This window comes from Moraxella sp. DOX410, from assembly GCF_032248735.1.
Classification (GTDB): domain Bacteria; phylum Pseudomonadota; class Gammaproteobacteria; order Pseudomonadales; family Moraxellaceae; genus Faucicola; species Faucicola tetraodonis.
In genome coordinates this window covers 267,590-280,005 of record NZ_CP135138.1, presented here as the reverse complement: position 1 = coordinate 280,005, position 12,416 = coordinate 267,590, and the positions used below count along the sequence as shown (strand labels likewise).

The 12,416-nt window shown below is 46.4% G+C and carries 10 protein-coding genes; all 10 read right to left on the bottom strand.

Annotation, left to right across the window (positions count from 1 at the left end; all coding sequences use genetic code 11):
* Positions 1 to 12: 12 nt before the first annotated feature.
* Complete coding sequence (locus RNZ41_RS01275; protein WP_309596564.1) at positions 13 to 909, bottom strand: putative RNA methyltransferase; 897 nt, start codon at positions 907 to 909, stop codon at positions 13 to 15.
* Between the two features lie 67 nt (positions 910 to 976).
* A complete protein-coding gene (mraY, locus tag RNZ41_RS01270; protein ID WP_050324892.1) occupies positions 977 to 2,095 on the bottom strand; it encodes a phospho-N-acetylmuramoyl-pentapeptide-transferase in 1,119 nt (372 codons plus the stop codon).
* 233 nt (positions 2,096 to 2,328) lie between these two features.
* On the bottom strand, positions 2,329 to 3,810 hold the full coding sequence (locus tag RNZ41_RS01265; RefSeq protein WP_312176243.1) for a UDP-N-acetylmuramoyl-tripeptide--D-alanyl-D-alanine ligase: 1,482 nt from the start codon (positions 3,808 to 3,810) through the stop codon (positions 2,329 to 2,331).
* A 51-nt stretch (positions 3,811 to 3,861) separates the two neighbouring features.
* Positions 3,862 to 4,506 (bottom strand): histidine phosphatase family protein, encoded by a 645-nt coding sequence (locus tag RNZ41_RS01260; RefSeq protein WP_309592810.1) that lies wholly within the window; start codon positions 4,504 to 4,506, stop codon positions 3,862 to 3,864.
* A gap of 14 nt (positions 4,507 to 4,520) precedes the next feature.
* Positions 4,521 to 6,098, bottom strand: a complete 1,578-nt coding sequence (locus tag RNZ41_RS01255) for a UDP-N-acetylmuramoyl-L-alanyl-D-glutamate--2,6-diaminopimelate ligase (RefSeq protein WP_282841733.1) — start codon at positions 6,096 to 6,098, stop codon at positions 4,521 to 4,523.
* Between the two features lie 19 nt (positions 6,099 to 6,117).
* On the bottom strand, positions 6,118 to 8,187 hold the full coding sequence (locus RNZ41_RS01250; protein WP_314027378.1) for a peptidoglycan D,D-transpeptidase FtsI family protein: 2,070 nt from the start codon (positions 8,185 to 8,187) through the stop codon (positions 6,118 to 6,120).
* A 12-nt stretch (positions 8,188 to 8,199) separates the two neighbouring features.
* On the bottom strand, positions 8,200 to 8,706 hold the full coding sequence (gene ftsL, locus RNZ41_RS01245; protein ID WP_256999104.1) for a cell division protein FtsL: 507 nt from the start codon (positions 8,704 to 8,706) through the stop codon (positions 8,200 to 8,202).
* 183 nt (positions 8,707 to 8,889) lie between these two features.
* Positions 8,890 to 9,849 carry a 16S rRNA (cytosine(1402)-N(4))-methyltransferase RsmH gene (rsmH, locus tag RNZ41_RS01240; protein ID WP_314027377.1) on the bottom strand — a complete coding sequence of 320 codons (960 nt, stop codon included), beginning with the start codon at positions 9,847 to 9,849 and terminating at the stop codon, positions 8,890 to 8,892.
* Between the two features lie 235 nt (positions 9,850 to 10,084).
* Positions 10,085 to 11,119, bottom strand: coding sequence for a UDP-glucose 4-epimerase GalE (galE, locus tag RNZ41_RS01235; protein ID WP_314027376.1), 1,035 nt, complete (start codon positions 11,117 to 11,119; stop codon positions 10,085 to 10,087).
* A gap of 8 nt (positions 11,120 to 11,127) precedes the next feature.
* Positions 11,128 to 12,390 carry a UDP-glucose 6-dehydrogenase gene (locus tag RNZ41_RS01230; protein WP_282850095.1) on the bottom strand — a complete coding sequence of 421 codons (1,263 nt, stop codon included), beginning with the start codon at positions 12,388 to 12,390 and terminating at the stop codon, positions 11,128 to 11,130.
* Positions 12,391 to 12,416 lie beyond the last annotated feature (26 nt).

Sequence of the window (12,416 nt, the reverse complement as noted above, 5' to 3'; positions counted from 1 at the left end):
CGGGCGCTTTTTTTACAGACAAATTTTTTGAAACCCATAAATCATAAAATCGGTTGTAAAGCGCATTGACCCTGCTTGCTCGCAGCGGTCGATTAGTGCCTCACGTCTGGCTGGCTGCGCCCGAAATGCATAGGGCGTCATCGTCAATAAATCTTGTAGCTGCGTAGCGGTAAGCGAAATCGTGGTTTCCACCCGCGTTTGCTTGACCAACTCAAAATACGGTGCTAATTCATCGATAAATTTGTCTGAGTCGTGCGCCACGATTTGTTCAAATAGCCCATCACGCATCTCAATCAAGTGATTGACGGCAGGCTTGGCAATCACTACAAAGCCCTGATCGCTGACCAACCGATGAAATTCATCCGCCAAAATCGGGCTAAAAATACTGGTCAATATACTCACCGACTGACTGGCCAATGGTACTTGCGAAGCAGATGCCACTAAACAATATTTTTGTGTGGTCGTGCTAATTGGTTTAAGTCGTTTGGCCGTGGCAATTACGGCAGGTTTGCTGATATCAAGCGCGACTAACTTACTTGGGTTAAGCTGTAAAAATCGCTCAGTGTAATATCCTTCGCCACAGCCAATGTCTAGCCAATTTACCGATGGTTGGGAGGATAATAGCCCTTTGCAAAAGTCATACAGCCCATCTTGCAGCGACTGATAAAACCCCGCTTGCAGAAAACGACGCCGCGCCATAATCGACTCATCACTATCGCCAGGGTTTTTGCTATGCTTATTTTGCACCGGTAGTAGATTCACATACCCTTGTTTGGCGACATCAAAGCCATGTTGCCGCTGCTGCGGATTTTCACCGGTGCATTGCCAAACTTTTTCACCCACCTTTAGCGGACTTTGGCAAATCGGGCAGTGAAAATTTGCAGAAAATGTCGAAGGGAATGCCACCATGAAAATATCTCAAAAAAGCTGTTAAAAACCCAATTGATGCAAAGCGCCGTTAGCGAACGTAGCAAAGTTAGCGAAGTTTTAACGTCATCAGCCCTAAAATAACCAAGACAATGGTAATAATCCAAAAACGGGTGACCACTTGGGTTTCTTTCCAGCCGCCTTCTTCAAAATGGTGATGCAGGGGCGCCATGCGAAAGATGCGTTTTTTACGCAGTTTGTAAGAGCCTACTTGTAGCATGACCGATACCGCTTCTGCCACAAATAAACCACCCATGATGAACAGCACAATCTCTTGGCGCGTCATCACAGCAATGGTGCCGAGCATCGCGCCTAAGGCTAATGCACCGACATCACCCATAAACACTTGGGCGGGATGGGCATTAAACCATAAAAACCCTAAGCCCGCCCCAACCATGGCACCACACACCACTGTCACATCGCTATTATAAGCAATATAGGGCACGTGGAGATATTCAGCAAAGCGAAAATCCCCTGACACATAAGCAAACACCCCTAAGCCTGCGGCCACCAACACCACAGGAAAAATGGCGAGACCATCCAAACCATCGGTTAAGTTGACCGCATTTGAGGTACCATTAATCACAAAATAAGTAAAGATAATAAACGCCAAACCCAATGGTACAGCGGAGAAAGGAATTGACACGTTTTTAAATAACGGAATAAGTAAATCTTGCATGGCGTGAGCTGTCGCCACATGCGGCTGCTGACTGGCAATCCAGTACAAGGACACACCAACAAATAAAGCGCCAACCGACAACCAAAAATATTTTTTGCGTGCAATCAAGCCTTTTGGGTCTTTATATTTGATTTTTAGCCAGTCATCTGCCCAGCCCACGGCGCCAAAAATCACCAAGACCACCATCAAAATCCATACGTAAGGGTTGGTTAGATTCGCCCATAATAGCGTGGTCACCAAAATACTGCCCAAAATCAAAATCCCGCCCATGGTGGGTGTGCCTGTTTTGGCAAGGTGACTCTGTGGACCATCGTTACGAATGGCTTGTCCATATTTGAGCGCCCGCAGCCGTTCAATGACGCGTCCACCAAACACCATACTGATACCCAGCGCAGTCAGCACCGCTAATAAAACGCGTAAGGTCAGCGATGACACAGCCGAAAATGGGGAATAAAATTGGCTTAGCCATTCAAATAACCACAATAGCACGAGTGGACTCCTTAGGGAATGTCGGGTAAAACAGGGATGCAATGTCCCTATCATGATCATGATGAAATAAATGAAAACTCGCTATGAAAACTATCTGTGAAAACCGTCTATAAGAACCGTCTCACGTTGACTCATCAGCAAAAAACCATCATGAAAAGTTGACTATTTTAAGTAAAAATTCACAAAAAATCAGCCAATTTTTATCAAATGGCTGATGAAAGCTCTGTTTTTAGCTAGGATGGCTGACGGGTTAACTCGTCAATTACCTGCTCCATCATCATATAGCGCGAGCCTTTAAACAAGATATGCCAAGCGTCATCACTACTCGTCAGCTTATCTTTGATCGCTGCAAGTAGGGTGGCTTTATCTGGATATGCCTGTGCTTGCATGCCGGATGCCTGCGCTTGCGCGACGGTAACAGGCGTTAACTCCCCCACCGTATACAGCACAGTCACGCCCGAGGCGGCAATAGCCTCACCGAGCTTGCGATGCTCCTCTTGCGCGGCATCACCCAACTCACCAATATCGCCCAATACCAACATGGTGGGCGCACCTTGACTCACCAACACTTGCGTGGCAGCAAGGACGGCACTGGGATTGGCATTATAAGTATCATCAATTAAAGTATGTTTACCAAACTCAATAAAATTGAGCCGACCTTTGGCAGGTTTGGCGGCATCGAGTCCTTTGGCGATATCATCAATCGACAGCCCCAAAGCTTGCGCACAGGCCGCGGCGGCTAAGGCATTGCTGATGTTGTGTTCACCTGCAAAGTTTAAGCTGACGTTTTGACTCTCGATTTCATCAATTTCAAAATTGAAATTTAGGCTAAATGTACTGGTATTACCGACTTCCACATCATCAGCAAACACATCGCCCATCAGTAGCACCGTATCTTCATCTGTTAAGCCAATTTCTTTGGCTTGTTGCATATCCACGCCAGCATCCGCCAAGGACACGTCACGCTCGCCAAAGGTCAGAATATTTTGGGTAAATTGTTGGGCATTATTGAGTAGCGTATCAAAATAATCATCACCAAATGGCACAATCGCTGTACCTGTGTCACTTAATCCTTGATAAATCTCAGATTTGGTTTTGGCGATATTATCACGCCCGCCAAACTCCCCCAAATGGGCCGTGCCGATATTGAGCACACAAGCGACATCAGGCTTGACAAGCTGGGTGGTATAAGCAATCTCTCCGACATGATTGGCACCAAGCTCCATGACGGCGTAACGATGCGCATCGGTCAGTTCTAGCAGCATCATCGGCACGCCCAAATCATTGTTGAGATTGCCGCGGGTGATAAGTGTCGGCGCAATACGGTTTAAAATACTGCCAAGCATTTCTTTGGCAGTGGTTTTACCGCTCGAGCCTGTAATCGCGACGACTTTTAGATTGGGATGTTGGTCACGGCGGTAAGCACCTAATTTGCCGAGTGCCAATTTTGTATCAGTCACTACGAGTTGCGGCAAATCACTTTCGACTGCACGACTGACAATCGCTAAGACTGCGCCTTTATCCTTGGCAGTTTTTACATAATCATGCCCGTCAAAGTTGTCACCTTTAATGGCTAAAAAGATATCGCCTTGTTCAATTTTGCGGGTATCGGTGATAATTTTTGTGGATGTCTGGGTAAAATCACTGTGAAAGGTTGGGTTTAGGTCTTTCACAGCTTCGGTTAAGTTGGCAGATTGCCAAATATATGCAGTCATTGTCGTCTCTTTATTCGGGTCTCTTTATTGGGGTCTTGTTATAGTTTATTACTAGCGAATCTCGTCATCTTGCCCATCATTGCGCACCCATACTTTCTTGATTCCTGCAGCAGCGAGCAACAACACTTCGCAATTTTTGGGGCGCGTTGCCAGTTCAAACTCACGGAATTTTTTCATATTATATAGACGCGGGCTATCGCCAATTAGCAGTTGCCAGATAAGCATGCCAATCCACATGCCATGGGTAAATACTAGATAGGTGCCATCGGGCAAGGCATCAAAATACGCGCGCACCTTTTGTACCCGCGCTACAAAATGCTCAAAACTGTCCGTCAGCTCACTGGCTCGGTGCGCAGAATGCTGTTGCCAAAAATCATCGGCAATCACACGAATGTCATCAAATGACAAATCCTTGATGGTGTCAAAATCCAAAAAGTTAAATTCGTGCAATTCATCGATGACAGTGGCTGTGCGCTTAGTGCGTTGTAGATAAGGCTGAGCCGTTTGCTGGGTGCGAAGATACTGAGAGACAAAAATCTCGGTGACTGGCTCGCTGATATGGTCAGTGAGCCACTCCGCCAATGCTTGCGCTTGCGTCTTGCCAACGTCAGTAAGATTGATGGCATGATTGGGGCGCACTGCTTGCCCTGCATTGGACTCGCTTTGGGCATGACGGATTAGGTAGATTTTTTTCATGATGCTAGGCTAAGTTATTTGCCAAATTTGTCAATGGCATTTTTCACCATCACTTTATCATCAAAATCGTGGCGTACCCCTTTGATTTCTTGATAGGTTTCATGCCCTTTGCCTGCAATCACCACGATATCGTTAGGCTTGGCATGCTGCACCGCATATTCAATGGCCTTTTGACGGTCTGGCTCGATAATGGCTTGATAGTGCTGCTGGCAAGTCATGCCCGCTTGCATATCGTTCAAAATCGCGTTAGGGTCTTCACTGCGTGGGTTATCGGCAGTCAAAATCACTTTGTCAGCCAGGCGCAGTCCTGCTTGCGCCATCAGTGGACGTTTACCCTTATCACGGTCGCCACCACAGCCAAATACCGCCCACAGCTCACCTGTACAGTGCGATTTTAAACTGGTCAACACCTGCTCTAGCGCGTCTGGCGTATGCGCATAATCCACGATAAAACAGCTGCTGGTCGATGGCACCCGATCCATACGACCTGTGGCGCCGCGAAGCTTTGGCACTGCCGCTTGGATTTGCGCCACACTCAATCCCATCGCGGCACTTTGTGATAACGCTAAGGCGCCTGCGATACTCGCCAACAAATTAGCCACATTAAATCGCCCTAACAATGGACTGTTCACCGTTAATTCACCTTGTGGCGTGACAGCCTTTGAAAGAGCAATGGTCAAATCACCCCCTTGCAAGCTAGGCAGGATAGCCTTGGCAAAAAAATCGGCTTTGTCATTGGTCAAACTATACGTCCACACGGTTAAATGGGATGCGTTAGCTGCCTCAATCATCAATTCACTAAATTCATCATCTAAATTAATAATCGCGTGAGTGAGGGTGGGAAAATGCGCTTTATCAAACAGTCGCGCTTTCGCCTGCGCATAATCGTCCATGTCAGTATGATAGTCGAGATGATCACGACTTAAATTGGTAAATATCGCCACGTTGACAGGTACGCCTTGCAGCCGCTGCTGGTGTAAGCCATGAGAGCTGGCTTCAATGGCTAAGGCTTGTACGCCTTGCTTGGCAAAATCATCAATCGCATGTTGCAGATTAAAGACTTCTAGGGTGGTGTGGGTACTTGGGGTAAGATTGGGCGCCCCTTTTTCACCAAGCACGCCATTACCTGCCGTGCCCATGACCGCAGTTTTGATGCCCGATTGACTGATGAGTTGGGCGACCAGTTGGCTTACCGTGGTCTTGCCATTGGTGCCTGTCACCGCGATGACCGCCGGCAACTGGGTGGGATGTTGCTGTTGCAAACTGGTTTGAATCAGAGAACCTAAAAAATCACGAATGGTGGGCAAATAAATAATCGGCAACATAAACTGCGACTGGATCGCGGATACATCAATTTCTGACAACACAAACGCCGCTTTGTCTGAGACTTGAGCAAGATAACCTGCAACTTTTTCCAAATCGAGGCTGTCGGTCGCGTTTTGACTTTTTAGCAATACAAATACATCGCCCTGACCCACTTGACGGCTATCGACCACAAACTGCCCAAATGGTTGATTCATGACAGGGTTTAACAGTTGTCGCACGCTTTCTGGTAGCGATAGCGCAGACATCATCGGTTGCAACGTAATCATAGCTTTTTCCATAGGGTTGTTATAAGTCATTGACACTTTCGATGCTGGCGGCAGTGGTTTCTTTACCCGATAGCGGCTTGTCAAACGGCACATTGTACAAACGCAAGGCTTCTTTCATCACACTGCGGAACACGGGTGCTGCAACCAAACCACCAAATTTGTAAACACGCGGGTCTTCAACCATGATAGCCACCACAAAACGTGGGTTGGAAGCAGGGGCAATACCGACAAACGCGGTGCGGTATTGGTCGTTATAATAACCGCCTTTGGGATTGGTGCGTCTTGCCGTACCGGTTTTACCCGCCACACGATAGCCATCGATGGCGGCTAAGGTTGCCGTACCACCAGGCTCAGTGACTGACGTCATCATATCGACAATGGTAAGGGCATCGCTGGTTTTGATGACTTGCTTGGCGGCAGGTTTGGCAAAAGGAACGGAGACATTATTGGTACTACTGCTATTGAGCGCGTTATCACGGGTACTTTTAAGGAGCGTCAATGGATGCATTACGCCCCCTGCACCTAGCACACTGTAAGCCTGCGCAAGCTGGGCGAGCGTAACTTGTAGACCGTAACCGTACGACACAGTTGCGCGGCGTGCGATTTCATTTTGCTCAGGCGTTGGCACTAGACCTGCAGATTCACCGGGTAATTTTAGGTTGGTTTTTGCGCCGAACCCAAAGGCTTTTTGCGTATCACTCATCGCAGTGGCAGGCAAAGAAAGGGCAATTTTTGCTGAGCCGATATTACTCGATTTTTGCAGTAGGGTACGCAGGCTAATGGTACCTAAATTGCCATGGTCACGAATAGTATGCCCTTGCACCACCATGCTCCCTGGACTGGTATTAACCAGTGAGTTGGCATTGTACTGTCCTGACTTTAAGCCCGTGGCAACGGTGATGGGTTTCATCACCGAACCGGGTTCAAATACATCCATCAAGGCATGGTTACGCTGGTTTTCATTGGATAAGCTATTTAAGTCATTGGCGTTAAACGACGGCCAGTTGGACATCGCCATCACTTCACCGGAGTTAACATCAACAATCATACCCGCTGCCCAGCGCGCTTGCTGCACACGTCCGACTTTTTCAAGTTCTTGGTACAAGATATATTGTAGCCGTGAATCAACGGTTAGTTGTAAGTCCTTGCCAGCGACCTCAGGTTTGACTTGTTCGATTTCTTTAATGCTGTTGTTTTTGGCATCACGCATGACCATGACTTCGCCATCTTTGCCCGATAGCATGTCATTAAATACGCGCTCTACCCCAGCTTGCCCTTGGTAATGCGTGCCATCTGTCATGTTGGTACGCGCCATAAAGCCCAATAATTGGGCATTCGGCTGTGGCTGTGGGTAGTAGCGCTGATAAAACGTGTCGGTACTGACCCCAGCAAAATTGGCATCAATGAGCGGCTGTGCTGCTTCAGGTTGCACATTTTTCATCAATGGAAAATAATGCGACCCTGCGCCCGTGGGCAATACGGCTTTGATTGCCTCTTTATCGGCAAGATTGATGTTGTCATTGATACGTACCGCATTTTTAAATTCGCTGACGCTAATGCCTGTCAATGCCGAAAGTTTTGCTAAATCCATGTTCTGCAAGCGTTTTGCAACGCGCTCAAGCTCACGGCTGACCGATTTACTCGGTTTAGACTTTTGCAATTCTTGTTGGCGCGCTTTGAGCTCATAGTATTCCACCGCATAATCATGCGGACTAAAATACGCAGAGGTTAATGGCGCTGAAATCGCAAGCGGCATGTTATTGCGGTCGGTGATCATACCCCGGTAAGACGGCTCTTTTTTGACGGTGGTAATGAGCGAATTACCTTTACCTTGATAGTAGGACTTATTAATGACTTGGATGTATGCCAATCGCCCAAAAATCGCTACAAATACCAGCCCCATCGCTATCCAAATGGACTTAAAGCGAATGGCATCTTCTTCAATGCTGCCTTGGCGTGATGCACCACTACGACGCTTTGACGCATTAATTTTAGGGGCAGTGACTTTGAGCACAGGCACTTTGGTGGGTCGCCCTGACATGGCATTGGCAACTTTGGTGGGTATCGATTTTTTATTACGAATAGTCACGCGGTTGCCTCATCAATGCTGCGTTTCTGGATTGATAGCTGGAGTGTTAGACTCGTTGCTGCTGGCGTCACTAGTAAATACCGTGACTTTGTTGTCGTGAATAATCATACGATCGGACAAGTTAGGGTAAAACATATTGAGTTCGGTCACCGCGCGGTTGGTCACTTGCGGGGTAGCGCTAAAAGTTTGCTGCTCAATCAGCATACGTTGGTGTTCCATTTGCAGATGGCGAAATTGTTTTTTGAGTTTTTGCAGCTCGCCATATTGTTGGTGATAAGTTTGGATTTGCTCGACGACGCTCACCCCTGTCCACAAAATCGCAATCACTAATAGCATCATCGCAACCGTATATAGACTAACGCCGCGATACTCGGTATCGAGCATCTCGCTAATACTGGCACCCAAGCCTTCACTGCTTTTTTTCATCGTCGTGTTATTTTTTACCGTTGCGTCGTTATTTTTGGCGGAGAAAAGACGCGTTTTTTTGAGCGAATTTTGGTTATCGCGGCCATTTGACATGGGTTTACTCGTCATGGGAGGCAGGGGCTGAGATTTTGGCATTTTTATATCAAAGAGCTTTTTATATCAAATAGCAGGGTATCAAGATAAAACAAGTCATTATAACGCAACCCATCTAAGTTTGGTTAATGCAATCGCTTTTTATTGTTTGTTATAAATATCATGTTACAAAAACGGCTGCTTTTACAATCGGGTGGCTGACCGAAGCAAAGCACTTCTGGCACGCGGGTTGGTTTTTATTTCAGTAGCCAACGGGGCGACACGCTCAGGCTTAGATAGGAGTTTGGGGCGTTTGGGTGGCATCGGCAAATTGGCATCTTCAGGATATTGACCTTTACTGTGTTTTTGCAAAAACTGCTTGATGATGCGGTCTTCTAGCGAATGAAAACTAATCACCGCCAAGCGTCCCCCGACCTTAAGCGCGATGAGCGATTGAGCCAAAAAGCTATCGATATCGCCGAGTTCATTATTGATAAAAATACGCATGGCTTGAAAACTTTGGGTGGCAGGGTGCTTGCCTTTTTGCCAATTGGGATGCGCCTGCTTGATGGTTTCTGCCAGCGCTAGGGTAGAATCATAGTGCTCCATTTGTTTGATTGCCCTTGCAATACGGCGGCTGTGTCGTTCTTCGCCGTAGTTATACAGCACATCGGCAAGCACGGTTTCATCCACGCGTTTTAACCATTGGGCGACCGATTCGCCACGAGTGGTATCCATGCGCATATCAACTGCCCCATCGCGCATAAAGCTAAAGCCGCGGCTACCGTCATCCAGCTGCGGCGAGGACACGCCCAAATCTGCCATAATCCCATCGACCTGTTCAATCCCTAATCGCTGCAGATTGTCTTGCAGTTTGGCAAAACTATCATGAATCACTATCACGCGCGCATCACTGGCTGCCAATGCTTGCGCCGTTTGTATGGCTTGGGGGTCTTTATCAAACACGAGCAGACGACTGTCTTTATCCAAATAAGTTAACAGCAATCGGCTGTGCCCACCGCGCCCAAATGTGGCATCGACAAAGGTGCCCGTTTTTTTGATGGTTCCTGTTTCTAGCGCCGCTACAGTTACATTGAGCACACTTGCCACCGTTTCTTTTAGCAAAACAGTTTCATGGATAAATTCAGGTGCGCTAACAGTCATAACAGGCTCAATGGGACAATAAGAAAAAAGAAATTCGCTAAACAATCGCTAGGGTAAAACAAATAAAAATCATAATTTATCTATTCCCCTATTATCGCTGAAGCAAGCCTAGGGTCAAGTAAAATCATAACCTTGGCTAAGTTTTATGATAAAAATGCTCATCTTTGATAAAACCTAGCCATAAAAAAGACGGTCATAAAACCGTCGTTAATATTCAATAATACTAAAGGGGTGCTTAATCGTCATAACCTTTAGGGTTTTGGCTTTGCCAACGCCAAGTGTCGGTACACATACGCTCGATATCAAACTCAGCTTGCCAGCCCAACAGATGCTTGGCTTTATCACTACTGGCATAACAACTGGCAATGTCGCCAGGTCGTCTTGGCGCTATGCTATAAGGCACGGATTGACCAGTGGTTTTGATAAAGGCATTGACCAATTGTAATACAGATGTCCCTTTACCTGTCCCCAAGTTAATCGGCTCAAATCCGAGCTGGGTTTGGTTTTCCAAATACTGTAAAGCGGCGACATGCCCTTTTGCCAAATCAACCACATGGATGTAATCTCGCACGCCTGTCCCATCCACGGTATCGTAATCATTGCCAAACACGCTTAACTGCGGCAGCTTGCCCACTGCCACTTGGCTGACATACGGCATCAAATTGTTTGGAATACCATTGGGATTTTCCCCTATGGTTCCGGTATGGTGGGCACCAATGGGATTAAAATAGCGCAGTGAAATTAATTGCCAGTGGTTATCTGATTTTGCCAAGTCTTCAAGCATATATTCAATCATCAGCTTGCTTTGCCCATACGGATTGGTCGCAGAACGCGGTGAGGATTCGACAATCGGCAAGGCTTCTGGGTCACCATACACGGTTGCGGATGACGAGAAAATCAAGTTTTTTACTTGGGCTTTGGCCATCGCATCGAGTAGATTGAGCGTGCCTGCGACATTGTTTTGATAATACCAAAGTGGCTTGGCAACCGATTCACCGACCGCCTTTAGTCCTGCAAAATGAATCACCGCAGTGAAGTCATGCGCGGCAAAGGTTTTGGCAAGCAGCGGTGTGTCCAAAATATCGCCTTCGATAAATTCAATAGACTGCCCCACAATTTGCTCTACACGAGCCAGCGAAGTCTGGCTACTATTGGATAAATTATCATACACCACAGGGGTGAAGCCTGCGGCAATTAGCTCAATTAACGTATGTGAGCCGATATAGCCTGCCCCGCCAGTGACTAAGATTTTTTTGCTTTGATTGGTCATTGTTTTGCCTATTTTTTACAGCCTATACCCGCATAAAAACCAACGAGCTGCTGAATTTGTGGTTCGGTTAACGTATTTTTTGCATCAAAAATGGGTAATGCAATGTTATTTAAACGATTGATATCCGGCTTGATTGGTAGCGACCAATTGACAATAAACAACGCTTGCACTTGCGTAAGCAGCGCATAGGCATCGTCAGTCAATGAAAACAGCGGATGATTACCGTACAACTCTAACAATTCTTCTTTGGTATTGTTGGCATACACAATCGTCTTGATATTGTATGACCACAATAATTTAATGAGTGGGTGAAACGCTGAATGGATGGTGCGTCCTGTACCATTACGATAGCCTGAGCCCCAAATCATCACCGTTTTATTTTCGATAAAACCATCAAAATATTGCCAAAATTCACGGAAAATCAGCTCTTTTTGGTCTTCATTAATCGATTTTACCGCCTCTAGCAATGACGTCTCCACTTGATTGCGCTTAAAACCATCAATCAAAAAATCCAATTCTAGCGGTAATGACTTGCCACCAAATCCCCAACCTGCTTTGAGATAATCTTTACCAATGCGTTTATCAAGCCCAAGGATTTGCTCAACTTGTTTGATATTGACCTGTTCACTGGCGGCAAGACGCGCCATTTCATTCATGAAAGATAAGCGTGTTGCCAACATTCCCATGATACTACTGCGCGCAAATTCTGCCGTTTTGATATCAGTAATAAAGTGCTTGTCACTTTTTTCAATGAAAAACAGCAAAATGTTGTTGTGCGCGCTACTGCCTTGCGTTTTTTCACCAATCAGTGCCAAATCGGCTTGGAAAAAAGAACTAAAATTCGCCCCATCTTTCATAAAAATAAACGGAAGATAATACACCCAAGTAGTCGTCAATTTGCGGGCGAATTGTTCAATCTCACCCATGGCTTTGACACCGCTGATGATAATCTGGGTGGTTGGGTTAAAATGAAATGAGCCAAATTGGTCAAGCGCCTGCGCTGACACACCATCGACAAACAACCAAATATCATCTGCGCTGACATAAGCTGAAAAATCATGGGTTGGCAAAGGCTGGGTAATGATGTTGCCTTGAGATTGGTACAATTGCCACAGTAGCACCATCTGCCGATCAAACTGGTAATCATTCATGACCTGCTGAAGGCTATCGTCATCGGTCAATAGCCTCACTTGGTATTCAAGGGTGGCAAGCAAAATACAAGCATTGATTGATTCATTGGTACTGCCAATTACATATACAGTTTTTGTCATTGTTTTCTTCTTTTATCCCTATCTAT

Coding starts and splice junctions, on each gene's coding strand:
- galE (WP_314027376.1), bottom strand. CDS start 11,119: ATGACCAATCAAAGCAAAAAAATCTTAGTCACTGGCGGGGCAGGCTAT.
- RNZ41_RS01275 (WP_309596564.1), bottom strand. CDS start 909: ATGGTGGCATTCCCTTCGACATTTTCTGCAAATTTTCACTGCCCGATT.
- RNZ41_RS01260 (WP_309592810.1), bottom strand. CDS start 4,506: ATGAAAAAAATCTACCTAATCCGTCATGCCCAAAGCGAGTCCAATGCA.
- RNZ41_RS01230 (WP_282850095.1), bottom strand. CDS start 12,390: ATGACAAAAACTGTATATGTAATTGGCAGTACCAATGAATCAATCAAT.
- RNZ41_RS01265 (WP_312176243.1), bottom strand. CDS start 3,810: ATGACTGCATATATTTGGCAATCTGCCAACTTAACCGAAGCTGTGAAA.
- ftsL (WP_256999104.1), bottom strand. CDS start 8,706: ATGTCAAATGGCCGCGATAACCAAAATTCGCTCAAAAAAACGCGTCTT.
- rsmH (WP_314027377.1), bottom strand. CDS start 9,849: ATGACTGTTAGCGCACCTGAATTTATCCATGAAACTGTTTTGCTAAAA.
- RNZ41_RS01255 (WP_282841733.1), bottom strand. CDS start 6,098: ATGATTACGTTGCAACCGATGATGTCTGCGCTATCGCTACCAGAAAGC.